The following is a 23,586-nucleotide window of genomic DNA, read 5'->3' as shown; positions in this document are numbered from 1 at the left end:
CGGACACCCGCGGCGCCGGCAGCGCGGCCCGGCGGGCCAGCACCTCCCGCCGCGCGGGCGCGGCGTCGAGCGCCGGCTCCGGCAGCGGTCCCGCCGGTCCGGCGTCGACGATCTCCCGCAGCGCGCGGAAGTCCGCGGGGTAGTACGGCAGGCACGAGGTCGGGTAGGCGCCGAACTGGGCTTCGGCGACCCGGGTGACGAACGTGCGCGGCAGCACGAACGACCGCGGCGCGCCCAGCTCACCGCGGCGCACCCGCTCCTCGACCGTGACGTACACCCGGTGGGCCGCGAAGATCGCCGGCATGTCCAGCCCCCGGGCGCCGGCGATCTCCACGTTGCCGTCGTCGTCGGCGCACTGCGTGTGCAGTAGCAGGACGTCCAGCGGCAGCGGCGGCACCGCGCTCATGGGTGGCGCGTCGGACCCGAACGGATCGGCGAGCCGGCTGGAGAACCCAGCGGCGAGGGAGGAGCCCTCGGGTTCCTGCAGCACCTCGAACGAGAGGTTCTCACCGGCGGCCCGGAACCCGTTGATGATGCCGAGCGCGGTCCACTCGGAAAGCTCCAGCTCGCCGGCCTCCACCGCGCGGCGGAACCTGGGCGCCGGGCCGAGCACGTCCAGGCTCGCGAAGCACAGCGTCGCCCGGGAAACCGCGCCGTGCCCGAGCAGCAGCTCCAGCGGCAGCCCGCCGCCCCAGGCGATGTAGTGCAGACCGGTCACCCCGGTGCCGGCGAGTGCGCGCAGTGCCGCGATCGGCGCGCGGGTGAAGTGGAAGCCGCTGACCCCGATCCGGCTGCCGGACCCGATGCCCGCGACGAGCTCCTCGACGCCGTCGACCCACGGTCCGGTCATCGCCGTGCCTCCTCGGCGCGGACGGCCAGCCCGGTCAGCTCCTCGACGATGCGCCCGGGGGGCGCGCCGTCCCGCAGCAGCCGGACGAGCAGCCTGCCGCCGTCGCGCTGGAACTCGGGCCACCACCGCTCGCGCGGCCGCAGGTATGCCTCGTCGATGCTGCGCCGGGTGGCGGACAGGAACCCGCCCGCCACCTCGTCGGCGGTCGGGTCGTCCCACACCAGCCGGTTGCCCGGCTGCCCACCGGCCTCGAGCAGCACGTCGCGCTGCACCCCGGTGCCCATGCACCAGGCGGCGAACGCGGCGGCGTCGGCGACATGCCGGCTGTCCGGGAACACGCCGAGCCCCGCGCCGCCGAGCACCGCGCCCCTGGGGCGGCCGTCCACGCCGGGGACGTCGGCGAACCGCAGCGGCGGCCGCGACAGGTTCGCGTAGCCGAAGACCAGTGGCACGTACGCGATCTCGCTCTCCCCCGCCATCGCGTCCAGGAGTGCGGGCGGGTTGCGGTCGAAGCAGACCGGGTCGACGAGCCGCGCCAGCTCGACGAGCATCTCGGCGCCGTGCGGGTGCACCCAGACCGGCCGCTCGCCCGCCGCGAGGCTCGCGTTGGCGGACAGCGACATCAGGCCGCAGATCGCGTCGCTCGGGTACAGCGGCAGCGCCACCGAGCCCGGCGCCGACTTCGCGAGGGCCAGCACGTCGTCCCACGTCGCCGGCACCTCGTCCGCGCCGAGCCGGTCCGCACGGAACGCCGCGACCTGGCACGCCGCGTCGACGCCGAGGGCCCACCGGTGACCGCCCCAGGTGTACGCGCCGCCGTGCACCGACAGTGCCCCGACCCGGTCCAGCTCGCCGGCGTCCAGCACGGTGTCCAGCGGCACCAACGCGTCGCGCCCCGCGACCGCGCCGGTCATCGGGTGGTCCACGAAGATCAGGTCGAAGCCGCCGGCCACCTGCCACACCGGCTGGTCGTTGAACCGCGCCAGCGGGCGCGCGTCCCACTCCACGACCACGTCCGGCCGGACCGCCCGGTATGCCTCGGCGGCCGCCGCCATCGGCCGAACACAGCGAGGATGGTCCCAGCACAGGCCGCGCAGCCGTACGGTCATGGAGGGAGTAAAACCTTTTACCGACCCGCGTGTCAACAACTCCGCGGCCGGCCGCGGCCCGCTCGATTCGGCTGTACGGAGCATTGTTGTCACCGTACTAGCATACTAGTCTGTCAGTAGACGGCTGGCGGCCACACGACGAAGTGGGAGGCCTTTCCCATGCGGCAACGGACCCGACGCACATCACCCGCACTGCTCAGGCCCGTGTTCGCGGGCCTGGCGGCGCTGCTGGTCACGGCGCTGTGCCCGCCGGGCTCGGCGGCCGCGGCCGACGCCGACGCCGCGTTCGCGGTCGGCACCGCGGACGGCTCGGCGGCCGAGTTCGCGCTCGCCCCCGGCGGGTGGCAGGGGTACGCGGCGGCGTTCCCCGACGACGCCGACTTCACCGTGGGCGTCGACGACCCGGCCACGGACCTGCCCTACATCCAGCCGGGACCGATCGACGGGTGGGCCGGCAGCCGGCCGCACACGCTGACCCTGCGGGTGAGCCTGACCGCGGCACAGGTCGAGTCGTCCTACCTGACGATGCACTACCTGGACACCCAGGAATCCTCGCCGCCCCGAGTGGACATGTCGGTCAACGGCTCCGCGGTGGGCTCCCGGCAGCTGCTGCGCGGCGCCGGCCAAGGGTATCTCGGCAACACCGGCGTGCAGCCGTCCACCGCCCGGATCTTCGTGCCGGCCGCGGCGTTGCACGAGGGCGAGAACGTGTTCACGCTGACCCACGCCACCGGCTCGTGGGCGGTGTACGACCAGATCGAGCTGGTGTCCGCGGGCGGCGTGCCGCCGGGGATCACCCTCGACTCGCTCTCCCCGACCGTCCTGTTCGTCCAGCGCGACGGCGCCGAGCGGCAGCTGGTGGACGTGTCGGTCACCAACGACGGCCCGGCCACCGAGACCACGTTCACCGCGACCCAGGGCGGCCAGGAATCGGCCACCACGGTGACCGTCCCGCCGGGCACGTCGACCCAGCGGATCACCGTGGTGCCCACCCCCGGACCGGATCCGGTGCAGCTCACCGTGTCCGCCGGGTCCGGCGTCGCCGAGCTGACCGCCCCGCTGCCCTACCAGCGCCGCTGGGAGTTCCACATCGACCACGGCAGCCACCTCGACATCGGCTACACCGGGCTGCAGTCGGTGGTGCAGGAGCAGCAGAACGAGTACCTGGACCAGGCGGTGACCGGGTGCGAGAACACGAAGGACTACCCGGACGCGGCCAAGTTCCGCTGGGGCATCGAGAGCATGTGGGCGCTGGACAACTACGTGCGCGAGCGGCCGCAGAGCCAGCTCGACCGGCTCGCGGCGTGCATCCGGTCCGGACAGGTCGAGATCACCGCCTCCTACGACAACAACCTGCACGACCTGCAGACCGGCGAGCAGATGGTGCGGATGGTCTACGCGGGCGCCAAGAAGTTCGAGCAGCTGTTCGACACCGACGTGGTGACCGCGTTCGAGAACGACTCCCCCGCGGTCACCTGGCAGTACGTGCAGGCGCTGCACAAGTCCGGCGTGAAGTACCTGGTGGTCGGGCACAACGCCACCCGCGCACCGCACTCGCCGCAGTCGAGGAAGCCGGGCCTGTTCTGGTGGGAGGCGCCCAACGGCGACCGGGTGCTGACCTGGTACACCAGCCCCGACACCAACTACACCGAGGGCTACGGCCTGTTCCCCGGCGGCAACCCGCTCGGCGACTTCGGCCAGTCGGTGACCAACATCGACGCGCGGCTGCGCACCGTGCAGGCGACCGGCTACGACCAGGACCTGTACCTCGCGATGTTCCGACTGGACAACATCCCCGCACAGCTCGGGCTCTCCGACTTCGCCAAGCGGTTCAACGAGACCTACTCCTCGCCGAAGGTCGTCGTGTCCACGCCGAGCCGGTTCTTCGGCGAGCTGGAGCAGCGCGGGGTCGAGGACCTGCCGGTGAACCGCGGCGACTGGTCGGACTGGTGGGTGGACGGTGCCGGGTCCTCGGCGCGGGAGACCGCGCTGACCCGCGACGCGCAGGACCGCACGGCGGACGCCGAGACCTTCGGCGCGCTCGCCAGCATGACCACGCCGACCGACGGTCGCCGGCAGTCCACTTTGGATGAGTCGTACCGGCAGGCCGAGCTGTACACCGAGCACACGTGGGGCGCGTCCGGCCCCACCTGGGACGATCCACAGTGGCCGGTGAAGCGGGCGTACGCGGAGGACGCCGACACCCTGTCCAGACAGGCGCTCGACTCCTCGCTCGCCGACCTGTCGGGGCAGGTGGCCAACCCCGGCCCGTGGCCGTCGGTCGCGGTGTTCAACTCCCAGTCCTGGCAACGGGACGGGCTCGTGACCACCGAGATCGGCGAGGGCTGGCTTGGCGACCGGCCGTTCCGGCTGACCGACGGCGACCGTGAGGTGCCCTACGAGATCGTGTCCCGCACCGACGGCAAGATGACCCTGCGGTTCGTCGCGCGCGACGTGCCGGCGGTGGGCTACAAGACGTTCGGCCTGCGGCCGGCGCGGGCCGACGACCGGGGCGATGGCCACGGCTCGGCGCTGCGGGTCGACGAGCACGGCATGGAGAACGAGTACTACAAGCTGCGGCTCGACGACGCGACCGGCGCCATCTCGTCCATCGTGGACAAGCGGACCGGCCGGGAGCTCGTCGACCAGGACTCCCCCTTCGAGGCCAACCAGTTCCTATACCGGCCGAACGACGCCGGGACGAACAAGTGGAACGACAAGCTGACCTCTGACCGCCGGCAGTGGACGCCGACGGACGCGACGGTCCGGGTGGTCTCGCGCGGCCCGGTGACCGCCACGCTGGAGATCACCCACGACCCGGGCGAGGGCGGCGCGGTGACCGGTGTCCGCGCGCTGACCGAGCGGATCACCCTGACCGAGGGTGTGCCCCGGATCGACATCGCGAACACGGTGGACAAGACCCGGGTGGAGACCGCCGAGGAGGCCTACTACGCCTTCCCGTTCGAGGTCGACGACCCGGACGTGACCTACGAGATCCCGGCCGCCTCGGTCCGGTTCTACGACGACCAGATGCCCGGCGCGGCAATGGACTGGCAGGCGATCGGCCGTTACGCCGACGTGTCCAACGACCGCGGTGGCGTGCTGTTCTCGGCGCCGAGCGCACCGATGGTCGAGTTCGACCGGGTGCGCACCCAGGAGTGGGTCGCCCGCCCCGGCCGGCTGGACGGCGGCGCGGTGGACCTGGATCCGGACGAGTACAAGCCGAAGTCCGGCTCGGTGTTCTCCTACACCCACAACAACCTGTGGGGCACGAACTACCGGATCGCGCAGGAGGGTCCGGTGACCTTCCGGTACGCGATCGGCAGCCACGGGAGCGGCGCCGGCCCTGAGGATGCCACCGTGCGTGCCACGAGGTTCGGCGCCGAGGTGCACTCGACGCTGCGCGGGGTGGGCGTCGCGGACCGCCGGCCCGGCGCGTACCAGCCCGGTGCGCACTCGCTGGTGTCGGTGGACCGGTCCGCCGTGACCGTGCAGACGGTCAAGCGGGCCGACGACGGCGCGCCCGGGCTGACCGTGCGGCTGCTCGAGGTCACCGGCCGGGACGGCACTGCGACGGTGAAGCTGCCGTTCCAGGTGGGCGCGGCACAGCTCGCCGACGTCACCGAACGTGCGGTGAAACCGTTGCCGGTCAACGGGAGGACCGTCCAGGTGCCGGTCGAGGGGCACGGCATCGTCACGGTGCTGGTGCAGCCGACGCTGTCGCTGACCGCACGCGCGGAGGCCCCGGTGGTCGCCCGTGGCGAGTCCACCGTGGTCACCACCCAGCTGCGCAACGACAGCCCGCGCACGGTGCGCGGCTCGGTCGCCCTGTCCGGCCCGTTCCCCGTGTCGCCGCACCACGTCGCGGTACCAGACCTGAGGCCGGGCCAGGCGTTCGACGCCCGGTTCACGGTGACGGTGCCGGCCGGCACCGCGCCCGGCGACGCGGTGCTGACCGCGTCCGCCGACCTCGGGTCGAGCTCCGCGCTGCCGACGAAGCTCGCGCTGACCGTGGTGAACCCGGTGGACGTGCTCGCCACACCGGCGGAGCTGGACCTCGTCGAGGGAGCCGGGCAGCCGGTCCAGGTGACGGTGACGAACAACCTGCCCCGGCCGGTCACGCCCACCGTGCACCTGGCCACCCCGGCGGGCTGGACGGTCGGCGGCGACGGCACCGAGGTCGCGCTCGAGCCCGGCCAGTCCAAGACCGTGCCGCTGGTCGTGACGCCGCCTGCCGGCTCGTTCGGCACGCACCGGCTGGAGCTGCGGATCGCCGGTGGGGCACCGGAGACGGCGGCCGAGCTGCCGGCGTCGGTGAGCAGGCCGGTGGCGATGGTCGGCACCCAGGACCTGTCCACCGCCGAGTTCGCGCTGTCCCCGGCCGGGTACGAGCAGTACACCGAGACGTTCCCGGACGGCGTCGACCTGGCGCCCGGCGCGGACCCGAAGACCGGGTGGGGCTACGTCCAGCCGGGGCCGCAGGACGCATGGGCCGACAGCCGCGACCACCCCGCCACGTTCCGCTTCACCCTACCGTCCACACCGGACACCGACCTGACGTTCACCGCATGGTTGTTGGACACCAACAACTTCCACCCGCCCTACCTCCGGGTCGGGGTGAACGGCACGGACGGCGAGGCGATCGGGCTCCCGCCGGGCGGTGGCGACGGCTACCACTGGGGCGACGGGCAGCCGAACAAGTACGGCGGCATCCGGCCGGTCGCGGTGAACGTGACGCTGCCCGCGTCGGCCCTGCACGCGGGCGAGAACGTCGTCACGATCTCCCGGCCGTCCGGGTCGTGGCTCGTGTACGACGCGTTCGGCGTGCGACAGCTGCCATGAGGCGGGTGCTCCCCGTGTTGTTGACGGTGCTGCTGGTGCTGGCCGGCGTCCTGCCGGCCGGCACCAGCACGATCACCGCGGCCGCACACCCGCACGGCAACTGGGGCAGCGCGTACCGCAGCGTGGACGGCGGCCGGATCTGGTTCGACCTGAACCGGCTGCATCCGGTGGGCACGGTGTTCGACGTGTCCGCACCGAGCCCACCGCGGGTGTGGGAGGCGACCGACCGCGGCCTGCTGCGCAGCGACGACCTCGGCAACGGCTGGGCGCGGGTCGGTCCGGCGGCGATCGGCGAGCGGGTGCGGGTCGTCAGCGAGGACCCGGCGGACGGGTCGGTGCTCGCCGGCGGCTCCGGCGGGTTGTTCCGCGCGCCGTCGGACCTGTCCCGGTGGGATCGGGTGCTGCCGGCCGAGCCGCTGTCGCTGACCAGGACCGGCGGCACGGTGCTGGTGCGCAGCGACCGGGGCTGGCATCACTCCGGCGACGGCGGCCGCACGTTCGAGAACGGCGCGGCCGGTCTCGCCCCGGTCGGCGAGGTCGCCGGCCGACCGGTGCTGGCCACCGCGCGGCTCGACGACCTGGACGTGGCGGGCACCGCGGACGGCGCCTACGCCAAGACCCGCGGCGGCACCTACCGGGTGGTGCCGGGCACCGAGGGGCTGGCCGTCACGGTCGCGCTGGCCACCGAGGACGGCATGCTGCTCGGCACCAGCCGCGGGCTGCTGCGGTTCCGGCCGGGGACCCCGGATCCGCTGGTGCCGGAGCAGGACATCCCGCCGTTCCTGGCGATCGGCGCGGTGGAGGTGCCGGCGGACCGTCCGGACGAGCTGTTCATCGCGACCTCGATCACCCCCTACCCGTTGCCGCCGGCGGTGCCCGCGGCGGCGCGGCCGGAGCCCGGCGGGGTTCCCGGCGTCCTGTGGATCGGCGGCATCGCCGTCCTGATCGTGGTCGCCGGTCTGGTCGGTGGTCGCGCCAGGCGGCGGCGATGAGGATCGCGGCCGCCTGCGGGGCGATCTGCGTGGCCGCCCTGGGTTTCCTGCTGCTGCTCGCGGGGTCGGCGGCGGCGCACCCGCTCGGCGAGCTCAGCGTCAACCACGCGTCGGCCCTGCGGGTGTCGCCGGACGCGGTGCGGGTGTTGTTCGTCGTGGACCTGGCCGAGGTCCCGTCGGTGCCCGCACTGTCCACACTGGACTCCGAAGGTCGCGCCGGTTACGGCGCGTCCCGCTGCGGGTCCTACGCGGAGCGGCTGGACCTGCGCGTCGACGGCGCCCGGGCGCCGCTCGAGGTGACCGGCTCGACGGTGTTCGTCCTGCCAGGCAACGCCGGCCTGCGGACCGTCCGGCTGGAATGCCGCCTGTCCACCCGTGGCGGCGTGGCGCCCGCGGGACACCGGCTCGACTACACCGACCGTGCGGACCCCGACCGGGTGGGCTGGCGGGAGGTGACCGCGATCGGCGACCGCACCCGGCTCGCGGGCAGCACGGTGCCCGAGCGCAGCCCGAGCAACACCCTTGCCCGCTACCCCGCAGGCGACCCGACACGGGTGACGTCCGCGTCGTTCGACGTGCGGGAAGGCGGCGGTCCCGCGCCCGCGGCCGCGGCCACCGACCCACCGCGGGGTGGTGACGCGTTCGCCGGCATGCTCGGCGGCAGCGGCCTGCCGGCCGTGCTCGGCGTGCTGCTGGCGGCCGCGCTCGGGGCCGGGCACGCGCTGACGCCAGGGCACGGCAAGACGCTGATGGCCCTGTACCTGTCCGGGACCCGCGGGTCGCTGCGTGACGCGGTGGTGGTGGGCGCGTCGGTGACGGCGACCCACACGCTCGGCGTGTTCGTCCTCGCCGTGCTGGTGTCGGCGTCGGCGCTCACCGCACCCGACTCGGTGTACCCGTGGCTCGGGCTGGTGCACGGCGCGCTGATCGCGATGATCGGGGCGGCGCTGCTGGTGGTCCGTGCCCGCCGCCGGAACCACGGGCACGGCCACGGGCACAGCCACGGTCATGGTCATGGGCACGGGCACGGGCCTGAGCGGCACGGTCGGGTCACCGGCCTCGTCGGGTTCGGGATCGCCGGCGGTCTGGTGCCGAGCCCGTCGGCACTGCTCGTGCTGCTCGGCGCGCAGGCGACCGGGCGGGCGGCGTACGGCGTGGTGTTCGTGATCGCCTACGGCATCGGGATGGCGGTGTGCCTGTCGTCGGTGGGGTGGCTGCTCGCCAGGGGCGGCCGGCGGCTCGCCGGTGCGGGCGGCCGGCTCGGGTGGGTCGGCCGGAACCTGCCGGTGCTGGCGCCGAGCGTGATCGTCTGCACCGGCGTGTTCCTCGCCGTGCGCAGCATCCCGCAGCTGGCCGTGTGAGGCGGCGGGCACGGACGAATACTCGGCGTGGCGAGCGCCGCCGGGCGTGTTCGCGAGGCGTCTTGGCCATACTGGTCTCCCACGAGCGGAGAGGGGACACATGGCGCGGCGGGCACGGATCCAGGTAGCGCGCGGCGGGAGCGTGCGGGCCCAGGTCTACACGCTGATCCGGCAGGCGATCGTCTCGCTCGAGCTGGCTCCGGGGCAGGCGCTGTCGGAGAACGAGCTGGCCGGCGAGTACGGCGTCAGCCGGACACCTGTGCGCGAGGCGCTGATCAGACTCGCCGACGACGGTCTGGTCGAGGTGGTGCCCCAGCTCGGGACGTACGTGTCGAGGATCAGCCCGCAGGACGTGCGCGAGGCACAGTTCATCCGCGAGGCGCTGGAGCTGGCGTCGCTGCCCGGCGTGACCGAGCACGCCACCGAGACCGACGCGGCGGCGCTGCGCGACCTGCTCGACGCGCAGCGGGCCGCGGCGACCGCGGGCGACCTGCGCCGCTGGTTCGAGCTCGACGAGGACCTGCACCGCTCGCTGCTGGAGATCGCGGGCCACCGGGGCGTGTGGCCGGTGGTCCAGTCGGCGAAGGCGCACATGGACCGGGTGCGGATGCTCAGCCTGCCGGAGCCGGCGATGCTCGCGGACCTGATCGCCCAGCACGCGGACATCGTCGACCACCTGCTCGCCGGCCGCCGGCGGGAGGCCCGGACGGTCATGGTGAAGCACCTTCGCCTGGTGCTGGACCACTTGGTGTCCTTCGAGGAGCGTTACCCCGACTACTTCGTCCCCGACAACGGCGAGGTCCCCCGCCCCCGCCCGATCCGCCGCCGCCCAGCCCGCCCGTCCTGACCGCTGGCGTGGCCGTGTCGTCCCCTGGCGTAGCCGTGTCGCCCCCTGGCGTAGCCGTGTCGCCCCCTGGCGTAGCCGTGTCGCCCCCTGGCGTAGCCGTGTCGCCCCCTGGCGTAGCCGTCTTGTCGAGTGACGATGGCGTAGCCGTGGGCAAAGGTTCGGCGCCGCCGGCCGCCAGGACTGTCTGTCCGCGCCGCCGGCGAGGAAGATTCGGTCCGGAGCCGGGGAACCGTCGGCTCGGGCTGGGGAGGCGAGTATGGCTGGCAGCAGGATCGGTGTCGCCGAGGAGATCGGGGTGCAGGCGCTGGCGGCGTCCTGGACGGCCAGGAAGGGCGGCTTCTCGCTGGATCCGGTCACCGCCGAGATCGGCGTGGGCCGGCTCGTGGCGATCGTCGGGCCGAGCGGGGCCGGCAAGACCACCCTGCTCGAACTACTCGCCGGGGTGCGCGCGCCCACCGCCGGTCGCATACGGTGCCCGGCCGAGGTCGGCTTCGTGCCGCAGGACGACATCGTCCATCTGCACCTGCCGCTGCACCGGACCCTGACCTACGCGGCGCGGCTGCGCGGCACCGACTCGCCCGCCGGCGACCGGGACCCGGTCGACGACGTGCTGGCCACGCTCGGGCTGCGGCACCGTCGGGACGCGACCGTCGCCACGCTGTCCGGTGGCGAACGCAAGCGCGCAAGCATCGCGGTGGAACTGCTCGCCCACCCGCGGGTGCTGTTCCTCGACGAGCCCACGAGCGGGCTCGACCCCGCGACCGGCCGGGACCTGCTGCATCACCTGCGCGACATCGCGCGCGGCGGCAGCACGGTCGTGCTCACCACCCACAACCCCGGCGACATCGGCATGTGCGACGAGGTGATCGTGCTCGCACAGGGCGGCCGGCTCGCCTTCATGGGCTCGCCGGACGCAGCGCTGGCGCACTTCTCCGCGAGCACCGCCGAGGAGATCTACGACCGGCTGTCCCTCGATGCCGAGGCGCCGCCGTGGCCCACACCGCCGGCCGGAACCCCGCTGCCCGAGCAGGAGCCGGTGCGGCGCCGCGGGTCGGCGCGACGCCAGTGGTGGCTTCTGACCGCCCGCGACCTCGAGCTCCTGGTGCGGGACCGGCTGACCCTCGCGATCCTGATCGGGTCACCGATCATGATCACGCTGATGTTCCTCATGCTGTTCGAGCCGGGTGCGTTCGACCGCGCGAACCCGAGCCCGAACACGACCGTGATGATCCTGTTCTGGATCGCGTTCGGTGGATTCTTCTTCGGCCTGACCTACGGCCTGTCCCAGATCTGCGACGAGTTCCCCATCCTGCGCAGAGAACGGCGGGCGGGACTGCGCCTGGCCCCCTACCTGCTGTCCAAAGTGGCCACCCTGCTTCCGTTGCTGTGCCTGGTCGACGCACTGCTGCTGGCGCTCCTGTCCTGGACCGACCGGCTACCCGAGCTCGACCTGGCCAGGAACCTGTCGCTGTTCCTCACCGTCATTCTGGCCTCCCTGTGTGCGCTGATGCTCGGCCTGCTGGCCGCCGCCGCGGTGCGCAACCCGTCGCAGGCCGCGCTGACGCTGCCGATGCTCTGCTTCCCCCAGGTGCTGTTCGTCGGTGCGTTGCTGCCGGTGCCGGTGATGGCCGAGGTCGGCAGGTGGCTCAGCTACGCGATGAGCAACCGGTGGGCCTTCGAGGCGTTGGGGAACTCCGCCCAGCTGCCGGACCTGTGGCGCACCGGCGGCTCCCCACTCGGTCCGCCCCTGCTTGCGTCCTATGCGGACAGTTTCGACAAGCCGCTGTGGCTGGACTGGACCCTGCTCGGCGGCTTCGCGCTCGCCTTCGGGGTGGCGACGCTCCTGGTGCTGCAGCGCAAGGTGGGAGCGCCACGATGACCGCCGAGGCCGGTGTCTTCCACGAGCCGGAGGAGTTCCTGCGCGGCAACCCCGAGTACGAGCGGACCAGGAGGCTCGACGAGCTGCGCCGCACCGAGTACGGGTACCTGGACGAGCAAGGCCACCTCTACCTCGACTACACCGGTGCCGGCCTGGCCGCCAGGTCGCAGTACCGCGCGCACGAGGAACGGCTGGCGGGCACGCTGTTCGGCAACCCGCACTCGATGAGCCCGACCAGCGAGGCCGCCACGGACCTGGTGGAGCGCGCCAGAGCGCGGGTGCTGCGGCACTTCAACGCGGACCCCGCCGACCACGTCGCCATCTTCACCGCCAACGCGACAGGCGCCGCCCGGCTCGTCGGCGAGGCGTACCCGTTCTCGCGCAAGTCCCGGCTGGTACTGACCTTCGACAACCACAACTCGGTCAACGGGCTGCGCGAGTTCGCCCGCCGCGGGCACGCCCGCACGACCTACATCCCCACCAGGGCGCCTGAGCTGCGGGTGGACACCGGCACACTGGCCGCCGAGCTCGCGCGCGGCCGCCGGGGCCTGTTCGCCTATCCGGCGCAGAGCAACTTCAGCGGCGTCCGGCATCCGCTCGACTGGATCGACCTCGCCCGGCAGGCCGGGTACGACGTGCTGCTCGACGCCGCCGCGTTCCTTCCGACGGCCCGGCTCGACCTGTCCGCCGTGCACCCCGACTTCGTCATCGCGAGCTGGTACAAGCTCTTCGGGTACCCGACCGGGGTCGGCTGTCTCGTCGCGCGGAAGGACACGCTGGCCAAGCTGGTGCGACCCTGGTTCTCCGGCGGCACGATCCAGGCGGTCAGCGTGGGCATGCCCTGGCACACCATGGCGCCCGACGAGGCCGCCTTCGAGGACGGCACGCTGAACTTTCTGTCCATTCCGGACGTCCAGTTCGGACTCGACTGGCTCGACGGGATCGGCGTCGAGGTCGTCGGCACCCGGGTGCGGTGCCTCACCGGCTGGTTCCTGGCCCGCCTCACGGCGTTGCGGCACGGTGACGGCAGCCCGATGGTCGAGGTCTACGGACCGCTGGACACGCGCTCCCGCGGAGGCACCGTCGCCTTCAACTTCCTGGACCTGGACGGCCGGGTCGTGGACGAGCGGCTGGTCGCCACCGAGACCTCGGCAGCCGGAATCTCGTTGCGCACCGGGTGTTTCTGCAACCCCGGCGTCGGAGAGGACGCCTTCGGCCTCAGCCCGAACACGTTACGAGCCCTGCGCCACACCAGGACGAACACCCTCGACGAGTACCTCGAGCTCATCGGCCTGCCCTCGGCGGGAGCCATCCGGGTCTCCTTCGGCCTCGCCTCCACCGTCGCCGACGTCGAACGGTTCGTCACGTTCGCCGAACACACCTACCGCGACCGCGTCACGAACGTGGCCGGCCTACCCCCTCGCGACCGCTGCTGAGCCCCGGACCCGCTCACCAGCTGACCGGCAGGTCCGGCGGCCGCCTTGGCGCGAGGCCGTCCTTGCCCATCGGCTCGGCCGCGGTCTGGTGGGCCGCGGTGATGTAGCCGGCCAGCGACATGCTGATGTCGAAAACCAGCCTGCCGCCCAGGGAGAAGTCCGCCGGCAGGCCGCGTGTCCGTGGTGTTGTGGCTCGGGTTGACGCCGCCGATCGGGCTCGTCGTGGTCGCCCGCTACGTCGACCCGGCTAGACGATGGCGCTGGTGGTGGTGAAGGCGAGCAGTGCGGCGCCGAGTCCGGCGATGACGCTGACGGTCACGTTCATGGCGGCGTAGAAGTAGGCCTTCCGGTCGGCCAGCCGCAGAGTTTCGTAGCTGAACGTGCTGTGGGTCGTCAGGGCACCGCAGCATCCGGTGCCGACGAGCGCGAGCACGGGTTGCGGCAGGGCGGTGCCGGCACCGGTGAGCGCGCCGAGGACGAGGCAGCCGACGAGGTTGACGCCGAAGGTGCCCCAGGGGAACAGGCTGTCGTGTCTGGACTGCACGAGGCGGTCGGTCAGGTACCGCAGGGGTGCGCCGACCATCGCGCCGAGGAACACGAGGACGGCGGTCACGGCGTGGCCTTTGCGACGTAGCGGAGGACTTCGACCTCGTCGAGGATGATCATGCCATCGGTGCCGATGCCGTCGAGTTGGGGCAGGAAACCGCGGATGCGGTCCTCGGTGTCGACCATGATCACGGCGATGGGCAGGTCGTCCGCGAGGTCGAGCAGCCGGTCGGTGTGGACGACGGAGGCGGCGCCGTAGCCTTCGCAGCCGTGCAGCACGGTGGCGCCGGCCAGGCCGGCGTCGCGGGCTCGCGTGACGATCTCGTGGTGGAGCGGCTGGTGATGCCAGCGGTCGTCGTCGCCGATGAAGATGGTCAGTCGGAGTGCGGGTCCGGTCAGGTGCATGTCAGCTCGCCGCTCGTTCGCGGGCACCGGCGGTGCGGGTGGCCCACACGCAGGCGAGGACGGCGATCAGGGCGGCGATCAGGGTGCCGGCGAGGTAGGTGAAGGCGAGACCGACGGCGCCGGGGTGCAGCAGGCCGCGGATCTCGACGGCGTAGGTGGAGAAGGTGGTGAACCCGCCGCGTGGGTGTCGTCCGGGTTGGGTAGGTACTGTTCGCAACTGGTGCTGCGGTTCTCCGTGGCCGGAGCGGCGAGCCCCACCGCCGCCGGCTGTGACGATACCGAGAGCGCGCGGCGATGAGCGGGCCGGTGTGAGCGGGCCGGTGTGAGCGGGTTCACTGCGGGTCATCGGGCTCCGCGCCGGCGGCCCTTCTCGTCGGCCACGTACCGCACGACGTCGACCTCGTCCAGGGTCATCAGGCCACTGATCTCCAGCTCGTCCAGCCGCGGCAGGAACTCCCGGACCCGGTCCTCGGCGTCGACGATGACGATCAGCAGCGGCAGATCGCTGCTGAGCCGGAACAGGTGGGTTGTGTGGATACGGGAGGTGGCACCGTAGCCCTCGATGCCCCGGATCACGGTCGCACCGGCCAGACCGGCCTTGTGCGCACGGTGCACGATCTCGGCGGACAGCGACTTGTGATGCCAGATGTCGCCCTCACCGATGAAGATCGACAACCGGAGCGCCCGCCCGGACAGCTTCACCGCTCGAGTAGACCCCCCGCCGGTCGCGCGGTCAAGCACCGCGCAAGGCGACAACCCACCGGCACCACGTTCACTCCTCAGGTATTGACAATGTAAAGAAACGCGTGCGCACATCACACACGTTTCCGACGTATCTGACAAAATGCGACAACGCCGACCGACCGCGCAAGAAAATTACATAACGATACGGCAACGGTGACACCGGCTCTCGCTGAGCGAACTAACATGGCGTACGCAATGCGCTAAATACCGTGCCCGGGACAATTGCTCCCCGAACGGCGCCTAGCACGCGTGCACGGACTCCGCCCGTGTTACTTCACGGGGCCCAGCCCAAGTCGGCATCGAACCGACTCCGCAGCGCACTTCCCGCCGCAGCCGCAACTGCCGTCCGGACCCGCTGAGACAATTGGCGAGGTGCTCTATGGTCGCGTTCAAGAGAAGACTGGTCGCAGCGTCGGGGTGCACGCTGCTCGCGTTCGGTGTCGCCGCGTGCGGCGGGAGCACACCCGCCACCGGTGGCGGTGCCGGCGACCAGGGCGGAAGCTATGGCTACAACCAGAAAGCGAACGTCAACGCGGTGGGCGAGCCCACGAAGGGAGGCACGTTACGGATCGTCGGCAATGCCGATGTGGACCACCTGGACACGGCGTCGGCGTACTACACGACCAGCTACTCGCTGGAACGCACGTTCACGCGTCAGCTGTTCAGCTATCCCACGTCGACGGACAAGGACAAAGCATTGCAGGCGGTCCCGGACGTGGCCACCGAGATGCCCACGAAATCGAATGGCGGCATCAGCTCCGACGGCAAGACCTACACCATTCACCTCCGGCCGGACGTAATGTGGGACACCACCCCGGCGCGTCCGGTCACCGCGCAGGATTTCGTGCGCGGGTTCAAGCGGTTGTGCAACCCGACACAGAACTCCGTCGGCGCACCCGGCTACTACGAGGACACCATCTTGGGGATGAAGGACTACTGTGCGGCCTTCGCGAAGGTTCCACAGAATGTCGCCGCATTCCGCACCTTCATCACCGGCCACGACATCAGCGGAATACGAGCCGTCGACCCGTCCACGCTCCAGTTCAGCCTCACCGCACCCGCGGGCGACTTCACCAACATCCTGGCCCTGCCGTTCTCGTCGGCGGCGCCGGTGGAGTATCTCTCCTACCTTCCGGACGACGCGGGCTTCCGGCAGCACACGATCTCCGACGGGCCGTACTCGATCACCAAGTACGTGCCCAGCCAGTCCTACACGCTGGACCGCGACCTGGCCTGGAAGCAGAGCTCCGACCCGTTGCGGCACCAGTACGTCGACCACATCCAGGTGACCCTCGGACCGGACGAGAACGGCGTGCAGCAGCAGATCACGGCCGGCACGCAAGACCTGGAATGGGACACCACGGTCCCGACGTCGAACGTGCCGGGCCTGCGCTCGTCGGCCGACCCGCGGCTCGGGATCTATCCCGACTTCAGCACCAACCCGTTCCTCGTCTTCAACATGCAGAGCCCCAAGAACCACGGCGCGCTCGGCAAGGTCGCGGTGCGGCGGGCGCTGGAGTACGCGGTCGACAAGGTGGCGCTCGGCCAGATCTACGGCGGGCCGTCGCTGAACACGCCACTGAACCAGGTCATCCCGCCCGGGAACGTCGGCTACGAGAAGATCAACCCCTACCCCACCAAGGACAACAAGGGTGACCCGGCGAAGTGCAAGAGCATGCTGGCGTCGGCGGGGTATCCCAACGGGCTGACGCTCACCGACGTGTACCGCACCTCCGGCAAGCACCCGGACGTCTACCAGTCGGTGCAGGCGGACTTCGCCAAGTGCGGCGTGAAGGTCGTCGGCAAGCCGTCGGCGGCGTCGGACTACTACGGCAAGTACCTGTCCGACCCGACCGCGGCCAAGTCCGGGGTGTGGGACATCTCCGAGCCCGGCTGGATACCCGACTGGTACGGCAACAACGGCCGGGCGATCGTCGAGCCGCTGTTCGACGGACGGACCTATGGTCCCGGGTCGACCGACTGGGGCGACTACAACAACGACAAGGTCAACGCCGACATCGACACCGCGCTCGCCGCCACCGACGAGACCGAGACCGGCGCGGCCCTGCACGCCGCCGACGTGCAGATCATGAAGGACGCCCCGCTCATCCCGTTCCAGACCCAGTCCACCCCGTTGGTGCGGTCGACCCGCGTGCACAACGCGATCTTCTGGCCGCTCTCGGTGCAGTACGACTACACCAACGTCTGGCTGAGCCCGAACAGCTGAGCGGGTAGCGCGATGAGCCTGTTGGCGGTGCGCGACCTGAGAGTCACGTTTCCGACCGCGGACGGCCTGGTCCAGGCCGTCCGCGGGGTGTCCTTCGACGTCGAGGCCGGGCAGACGCTGGGCATCGTCGGCGAGTCCGGGTCGGGGAAGACCGTGTGCACCCAGACCCTGCTCGGCCTGACCCGTGGCGCCGACGTGAGCGGGCAGGCCCTGTTCCACGGCCGCGACCTGCTGGCCACGCGGGCCGAGGAACTGCGCGCGGTACGCGGCGCGCAAATCTCGACGATCTTCCAGGACCCGCTGTCGAGCCTGCACCCGCACTACCGGGTCGGCTGGCAGATCGTCGAGATGATCCGGGCGCACCGCGCCGTCGGCAGGCGGCTCGCCAGGGCACGGGCGATCGAGCTGCTGCGCATGGTCGGCATCCCGCAGGCCGAGACCCGGATCGACGACTACCCGCACCAGTTCTCCGGCGGCATGAGGCAACGCGCGATGATCGCGATGGCATTGGCGCTCGAGCCGAGTCTGATCATCGCGGACGAGCCGACGACCGCGCTGGACGCGACCGTGCAGGCCCAGATCCTGGATCTGCTGGCACGGCTGCGTGACGAGCTGGGCACCGCCCTGATCGTGATCACCCACGACCTCGGGGTGGTCGCCGACATCGCCGACACGGTGCTGGTGATGTACGCGGGCAAGGTGGTCGAGGTCGCGCCGCGGCGGAGCGCCTACTACGAGCCGCATCACCCGTACACCAAGGGTTTGCTCGAGTCGATCCCGGCCGCGGTTGGTGCGCGCGGGCAGCTCCGGCCGATCAGGGGCCAACCACCCAGCCTGATCGCGGTGCCGAGCGGGTGCGCGTTCCACCCGCGGTGCCGGTACGCGATGGACCGGTGCGTCACCGACATACCGGAGCTCCGAGCCATCGGTACGGGCTGCCACCGGTCCGCCTGCTGGTTGCCGGAGTACCTGGTCGGGTTCGGCGAGCCGGTGGACGCCGAACGCGACGACGCCGCCGACCGGGCCGGCCGGCATCGGGGACAGACGGGAGGTGTGGACGGTGAGTGATCCGAACGTCCTGCTACGCCTGGACGGCGTCGTCAAACATTTCCCCATCAGGCAGGGAATCGTGGTCAAGAAACAGATCGGGTCGGTCCGCGCGGTGGACGGGGTCAGCCTGGAGGTGCGCCGGGGCGAGACCCTGGGTCTGGTCGGCGAGACCGGCTGCGGCAAGTCGACGCTGGCCAGGTGCATCACCCGACTCCACTCGCTGACCGCCGGCACCGTCACCTTCGAGGGCCAGGACATCTCCACCCTGTCCCGCCGGCAGATGCGCCCGATCCGGCGGGACATCCAGATGATCTTCCAGGACCCGTACGGCTCGCTCAACCCGCGCCGTCGGGTGGGATCGATCATCGGCGACCCGTTCGCGATCCACGGGCTGGCCGACGGTCCGGCACGCAAGCTCCGGGTCCAGGAGCTGATGGAGCTGGTCGGGCTCAACCCGGAGCACTACAACAGGTTTCCCGCCGACTTCTCCGGCGGGCAACGGCAGCGCATCGGGGTGGCCCGCGCCCTGGCGTCGCGGCCGAAGCTGATCGTGTGCGACGAACCGGTGTCCGCGCTCGACGTGTCGATCCAGGCGCAGGTCATCAACCTCCTGGAGAGGTTGCAGGACGAGCTCGGCCTCACCTACGTGTTCATCGCCCACGACCTGTCGGTGGTCGAGCACGTAAGCGACCGGGTCGCGGTGATGTACCTCGGCAAGATCGTGGAGCAGGCCGAGGCCGACCAGCTGTATGCCGGGCCGCGGCATCCCTACTCCGCCGCGCTGCTCTCCGCGGCGTCCGTCGCCGACCCGGACCTCGCCGACCGCCGGCAGCGCATCATCCTGTCCGGCGACGTGCCGTCACCGGTCAACCCACCGTCGGGCTGCCGGTTCCATCCCCGCTGTCCCAAGGCTCAGCCCCGCTGCGCCGGCGAGGACCCGGACCTGGTGTCCCGCCTCGACGATCCGTCCACCCATGTGACCGCGTGCCACTTCCCGGTCGTGCCCGGCGACGACCTGGCGGCCGGCCGGGTGGCGTGAGGGGAGGCCACGAATGTCCACATCGGAGCTTCAGGAGACGGTCGCCGGTCCGGTCCCGGACCGGCCCGTGGAGGGACGTAGCCCGTGGCAGTTGGCTTGGGCCCGGCTGCGCCGCGACCGGGTCGCCATCGGGTGCTCGGTGTTCATCCTGATCCTCGTGCTGGTGGCGATCTTCGCGCGGCCGATCAGCGCGCTGGTCGGATACGGCCCCACCCAACAGGATCGGGTCAACGGGATCACGCCGGACGGGCTGCCCATGCCGCCGAGCGCACATCACTGGCTGGGCACCGACAACCTCGGCCGCGACATCCTGGTCCGCATCATCCACGGCAGCCAGGTCTCGCTCGCGGTCGGCGTCGGCGCGGCCGTCGCCGCCGTGGCGATCGGCGTGGTCGTCGGTCTGTGCGCGGGATACCTCGGTCCCGCGGTGGACTCCGTGCTGGCCAGGCTGATGGATGTCGTGCTGTCCTTCCCGTTCCTGCTGTTCGCCATCGCGCTGGTCACCGTGGTCGGTCCGAGCGAGCTGATCGAGATCGCGGTGATCGCGTTCTTCTCCTGGGCGGCGGTCGGGCGCATCGTTCGCGGCCAGACCCTCGCCATCCGGGAGAAGGAGTACGTCGAGGCGGCGCGATCGCTGGGCGCCGGCGACCTGCGGATCATGTTCGTCGACGTGCTGCCGAACCTCATCGCCCCGGTGATCGTGTACACCACGCTGCTGATCCCCGTGTCGATCGTGTTCGAGGCGACCCTGTCCTACCTCGGGGTCGGGATCATCCCGCCCACCCCGAGCTGGGGCAACATGATCAGCGACGCGCAGACCTTCTACCAGGTCGCCTGGTGGTTCCTCGTGTTCCCCGGCCTTGCCCTCATCCTCACGACGCTCGCGTTCAACCTCCTCGGCGACAGCGTGCGGGACGCGCTCGACCCGCGCACCGAGCGGCTGTTCGCGGCCAGGAGGTGATCCACCGTGCTGCGCTTCCTGATCCGTCGCCTGCTCACCGGCGTGCTCGTGGTGTGGCTGATCAGCGTCATCGTCTTCGCGATCTTCTTCATCGCCCCGCACGACGTGGCGCAGCTCCTGCTCGGCAAGTTCGCCGCACAGAACCAGCAGCTCGTCCACACGGTGACCCACCAGCTCGGTCTGGACCAGCCGATCTATGTCCAGTACGGACACTTCGTCGGCAGGCTGCTGCACGGCGATCTCGGCTACTCCTACTACAGCCACGAACCGGTCACCACGCTCATCGGCCGGGCGTTCCCCGTCACCGCGTCGCTCGCGACAGGCGCGGCGGTCATCTGGCTGCTGTGCGGCGTGCTGATCGGCGTGCTCTCCGCGACCCGCCCGCGCAGCGTCCTCGACCGCGGCGCGACACTGTTCGCGCTGCTCGGGTTGTCGTTCCCGACCTTCGTGCTCGGACTGCTGTTGCTGTACTTCCTGTTCTACCGACTCCACGTCGCGGGTGTGAGCTTCTTCCCCGGCGCTGGGTACGTGCCGCTCACCGACGATCCCGCACAGTGGGCCGTGCACCTGATCCTGCCGTGGGTCACCCTCGCGGTCGCGACGATGGCCGTCTACGTGCGGCTCACCCGCGGCCAGCTCATCGAGACGCTCGGCGAGGACTTCATCCGGACCGCACGGGCGAAGGGGCTGCGGGAGAGCCGGGTCACCTACCGGCACGGTCTGCGCGCGGCGCTGATCCCCATCGTGACGCAGTTCGGCATCGACGTGGCGACCCTGCTCGGCGGCGTCATCGTCACCGAGCAGGTCTTCGGGCTCAACGGGCTGGGCCGGATGTCGGTGCAGGCGGTGACGAACTCCGACGAGCCGGTGATCATCGCCGTCGTGTTGCTGGCGGCGGTCTTCGTCGTCGTGGCCAACATCGTCGTGGACCTGCTCTACGCCGTGCTGGACCCCAGGATCCGACTGTCCTGACACCGTCGGAGCTCGTGGCGTCACGGCTCCACGAGGCCGGCGCGAATGGCGTAGCGGGCCAGGCGGCACGCAGCCGGGCCGCACGCCGCGGGTGGCCGGCGAGCGTCAGCGCGGGCGCGCCCGGGTAGAGCACGGTCAGGCTGTACAGGGCGTCGTGCTCGCCGCGGAACCGCTCGAGGGCGCGCCGCAGCGCGTCGAGTGCGGCGGCATGTGTCGCGGGGCGGTTGAGGTAGGACAGCGCCAGCGCGAACTCCGACCACGCTGCGGACCACAGCTGTCCGGTCCGCTCGGCCAGCTCGACGGCCGCGGCGAGGCCCGCCTCGCCCTCGGCGGCACGGCCGAGCACACCGCCAACCTAGATTTCCGGAAACCGACCGGCGTCCGCATACGTGTGATTCATGACAGGGAGGCCGGACCGCGGTCGGAGCGACAGGGAGTCAGGCGTGAGGAAGCACGTGCCGGAGACCGATCGCTACCGCCGGCGTGCCCACGCCGGCCCACGGTCAGGCGCTCGACACGTTCCGTTGCGGAAGGTGGCGGCCCCCGCCGCTCAGGGCGTCCGGCAAGGTCCATCGGACATGGACCCCTTCGCCGGCCCACGGGTCCGCACACCCTCCCGGACCGGAGGGGGCAGGAAGGTCGCGCTGACCGGCACGAAGACGGTGCTCGGGTTGGTGGCGGCCCTCGTGCTGGCGCTGACCGGGTACTACTGGGTGCAGCTGGCCGGCTTCACCGAGGACCTGACCACGGTCGACGTCATCGCGGGCGGCGACCCGGGTGCCGAACCACTGGACGGCGCGATGGACATCCTGCTGGTGGGGATGGACAGCCGCACCGACGCGAAGGGCAACCCGCTGTCCGACGAGCAGCTCGCGACGCTCAACGCGGGCGAGGCCGACGGGGTGCTGAACACCGACACGATCATCCTGGTCCACATCCCGGTCGAGGGCGGCAAGGCGGTCGGCATCTCCATCCCGCGGGACTCGTACGTGGACATCCCGGACTACGGCACCCACAAGATCAACTCGGCGTACTCGCGGGCCAAGAACACCACCTTGAGCGCGCTGCGCGGGGACGGTCTGACCAACCAGGCCGAGCTCGAGGTGCGCTCCAACGAGCAGGGCGCCAAGAACCTGATCGCCACCGTGCAGCGGCTGACCGGCGTGACCGTCGACCACTACGCCGAGGTGAACCTGCTGGGCTTCTTCGACATCACCAAGGCCGTCGGCGGCATCGACGTCTGCCTCAACGAGCCGGTGCGCGACCGCTTCTCCGGGGCCGACTTCCCCGCCGGCCGGCAGACCCTGTCCGGGGCACCGGCGCTGGCCTTCGTCCGGCAACGGAAGGGGCTGCCCAACGGCGACCTCGACCGCGTCGCCCGCCAGCAGGTCTTCCTGTCCGGCATGGCCAAGAAGGTCGTCTCCCAGGACACGCTCGCGCCCGGCTCGGACACCCTCGACAAGCTCCAGGACGCCGTGTCGAAGTCGGTGGTGCTGGACAAGGGCTGGAACGTCGTCGAGTTCGCTCAGCAGATGACCGAGCTCACCGGTGGCAACCTCAGCTTCCAGACCATCCCGTACGGCACCGTCGCCCTCGACACACCCGAGGACGGCTCAGCGGTCGAGATCGACCCCGACGAGGTCAAACGCTTCGTGCAAGGGGTCATCCCGGACGCGGCACCGACCGGCGCCGACAGCCCGGCCGATGACCCGGCCTCCCCCGCCGAGATCACCGTCGACGTGCGCAACGCGGCCGGGGTGACCGGGCTTGCCGCAGGCGTCGCGGACACCCTCAGCGAGAAGGGGTTCCGCATCGGAGACGTCGACAACGCCGACGCCCGCGCCACCACGGTGGTCAACCACGCCGCGGGCGAGCAGGCCAACGGGACCGCGGTCGCCGCCGCGCTCGGCGGGAACACCCAGGTCGAGGAGGCCGCGAACATCCCCGCCGGCCAGGTGACCGTGCTGCTCGGCGCGGACTACCGGCCCGGCGACAACCCCCTCACCGGGTCGCCCCTGCTCGACCTCGCCCCGCACCCCGCCCGGCAACCCCCAGTGGCCGACGGCACCTGCGTCAACTAGTGTCGCGTGATCCTGTGCCTTTGCGTCCGCTGTGGATCCACATGGTTCCTGGCAAGGCGGAGGAAAGCCGCTCGTACTGGATGTACTTGGGCTTTTCTCCAACGCGGCTACGGCTACTGCGCCTCCCATTCCCGGTACTACTGGGGCTGAAGCTCTACCTGGTGTGCGCCGGGGACGGGATGCCTGTCATGTGGTGCTTGGCCAACCCCAAGATCGGCGAACGCGAGGTGCTCGCCGCGCTGCTG

Annotated in this window: 18 protein-coding genes and 1 pseudogene; 13 read left to right on the top strand and 6 right to left on the bottom strand. The window is 71.3% G+C overall.

Going from position 1 to position 23,586, the window contains the following annotated elements; all coding sequences use genetic code 11:
* The coding region (locus GEV28_RS30690; protein WP_291415949.1) for a CoA-transferase at window positions 1-850 on the bottom strand (850 nt) is incomplete at its 3' end.
* Window positions 847-1,959, bottom strand: a complete 1,113-nt coding sequence (locus GEV28_RS30685; protein WP_291415948.1) for an extracellular solute-binding protein — start codon at window positions 1,957-1,959, stop codon at window positions 847-849. The genes GEV28_RS30685 and GEV28_RS30690, both read right to left, overlap by 4 nt.
* A 159-nt stretch (window positions 1,960-2,118) precedes the next feature.
* Here GEV28_RS30685 and GEV28_RS30680 point away from each other — a divergent pair, with 159 nt between their 5' ends.
* The 6 genes from GEV28_RS30680 (at window position 2,119) to GEV28_RS30655 (ending at window position 13,316) form a co-directional block, all read left to right on the top strand.
* On the top strand, window positions 2,119-6,801 hold the full coding sequence (locus GEV28_RS30680; protein ID WP_291415947.1) for a polysaccharide lyase family protein: 4,683 nt from the start codon (window positions 2,119-2,121) through the stop codon (window positions 6,799-6,801).
* Window positions 6,798-7,793, top strand: a complete 996-nt coding sequence (locus tag GEV28_RS30675; protein WP_291415946.1) for a hypothetical protein — start codon at window positions 6,798-6,800, stop codon at window positions 7,791-7,793. Before GEV28_RS30680 ends, GEV28_RS30675 begins: the two co-directional genes overlap by 4 nt.
* Window positions 7,790-9,154, top strand: coding sequence for a sulfite exporter TauE/SafE family protein (locus tag GEV28_RS30670; protein WP_291415945.1), 1,365 nt, complete (start codon window positions 7,790-7,792; stop codon window positions 9,152-9,154). Before GEV28_RS30675 ends, GEV28_RS30670 begins: the two co-directional genes overlap by 4 nt.
* A gap of 100 nt (window positions 9,155-9,254) precedes the next feature.
* Complete coding sequence (locus tag GEV28_RS30665) at window positions 9,255-10,001, top strand: GntR family transcriptional regulator (protein WP_291415944.1); 747 nt, start codon at window positions 9,255-9,257, stop codon at window positions 9,999-10,001.
* A 256-nt stretch (window positions 10,002-10,257) separates the two neighbouring features.
* Window positions 10,258-11,880, top strand: a complete 1,623-nt coding sequence (locus GEV28_RS30660; RefSeq protein ID WP_291415943.1) for an ATP-binding cassette domain-containing protein — start codon at window positions 10,258-10,260, stop codon at window positions 11,878-11,880.
* Window positions 11,877-13,316: an aminotransferase class V-fold PLP-dependent enzyme gene (locus GEV28_RS30655; RefSeq protein WP_291415942.1), complete on the top strand. Its 1,440-nt coding sequence runs from the start codon at window positions 11,877-11,879 to the stop codon at window positions 13,314-13,316. Before GEV28_RS30660 ends, GEV28_RS30655 begins: the two co-directional genes overlap by 4 nt.
* 247 nt (window positions 13,317-13,563) lie before the next feature.
* Here the strand turns inward: GEV28_RS30655 and crcB are convergent, their stop codons facing one another.
* The 4 genes from crcB to GEV28_RS30635 form a co-directional block, all read right to left on the bottom strand.
* Complete coding sequence (crcB, locus tag GEV28_RS30650; protein ID WP_291415941.1) at window positions 13,564-13,929, bottom strand: fluoride efflux transporter CrcB; 366 nt, start codon at window positions 13,927-13,929, stop codon at window positions 13,564-13,566.
* Window positions 13,926-14,267, bottom strand: coding sequence for a DUF190 domain-containing protein (locus GEV28_RS30645; protein WP_291415940.1), 342 nt, complete (start codon window positions 14,265-14,267; stop codon window positions 13,926-13,928). Before GEV28_RS30645 ends, crcB begins: the two co-directional genes overlap by 4 nt.
* 1 nt (window position 14,268) lies before the next feature.
* Window positions 14,269-14,484: a CrcB family protein gene (locus tag GEV28_RS30640; protein WP_291415939.1), complete on the bottom strand. Its 216-nt coding sequence runs from the start codon at window positions 14,482-14,484 to the stop codon at window positions 14,269-14,271.
* A gap of 125 nt (window positions 14,485-14,609) precedes the next feature.
* Complete coding sequence (locus GEV28_RS30635) at window positions 14,610-14,969, bottom strand: DUF190 domain-containing protein (protein ID WP_291415938.1); 360 nt, start codon at window positions 14,967-14,969, stop codon at window positions 14,610-14,612.
* Between the two features lie 421 nt (window positions 14,970-15,390).
* Between GEV28_RS30635 and GEV28_RS30630 the strand changes: the two genes are divergently transcribed.
* From GEV28_RS30630 to GEV28_RS30600, 7 genes and pseudogenes are all read left to right on the top strand, one after another.
* On the top strand, window positions 15,391-17,238 hold the full coding sequence (locus GEV28_RS30630) for an ABC transporter substrate-binding protein (protein ID WP_291415937.1): 1,848 nt from the start codon (window positions 15,391-15,393) through the stop codon (window positions 17,236-17,238).
* 27 nt (window positions 17,239-17,265) lie between these two features.
* Entirely contained in the window at window positions 17,266-18,306 is a 1,041-nt protein-coding gene (locus GEV28_RS30625; protein ID WP_291415936.1) for an ABC transporter ATP-binding protein, read from the top strand.
* Complete coding sequence (locus GEV28_RS30620) at window positions 18,299-19,327, top strand: ABC transporter ATP-binding protein (RefSeq protein ID WP_291415935.1); 1,029 nt, start codon at window positions 18,299-18,301, stop codon at window positions 19,325-19,327. The genes GEV28_RS30625 and GEV28_RS30620 overlap by 8 nt, the downstream gene beginning before the upstream one ends.
* Before the next feature lie 13 nt (window positions 19,328-19,340).
* Window positions 19,341-20,288 carry an ABC transporter permease gene (locus GEV28_RS30615; RefSeq protein ID WP_291415934.1) on the top strand — a complete coding sequence of 316 codons (948 nt, stop codon included), beginning with the start codon at window positions 19,341-19,343 and terminating at the stop codon, window positions 20,286-20,288.
* Between the two features lie 6 nt (window positions 20,289-20,294).
* On the top strand, window positions 20,295-21,260 hold the full coding sequence (locus tag GEV28_RS30610; protein WP_291415933.1) for an ABC transporter permease: 966 nt from the start codon (window positions 20,295-20,297) through the stop codon (window positions 21,258-21,260).
* A 578-nt stretch (window positions 21,261-21,838) separates the two neighbouring features.
* Window positions 21,839-23,341 carry an LCP family protein gene (locus tag GEV28_RS30605; protein ID WP_291415932.1) on the top strand — a complete coding sequence of 501 codons (1,503 nt, stop codon included), beginning with the start codon at window positions 21,839-21,841 and terminating at the stop codon, window positions 23,339-23,341.
* A gap of 108 nt (window positions 23,342-23,449) precedes the next feature.
* Window positions 23,450-23,586, top strand: a pseudogene (locus GEV28_RS30600) (IS982 family transposase); the annotation flags it as partial.

Origin of the sequence: Actinophytocola sp., assembly GCF_009379765.1 — a bacterium.
Classification (GTDB): domain Bacteria; phylum Actinomycetota; class Actinomycetes; order Mycobacteriales; family Pseudonocardiaceae; genus Actinophytocola.
Note: the sequence above shows the minus strand (reverse complement) of the source record. Positions and strands in the feature narration are given on the sequence as shown.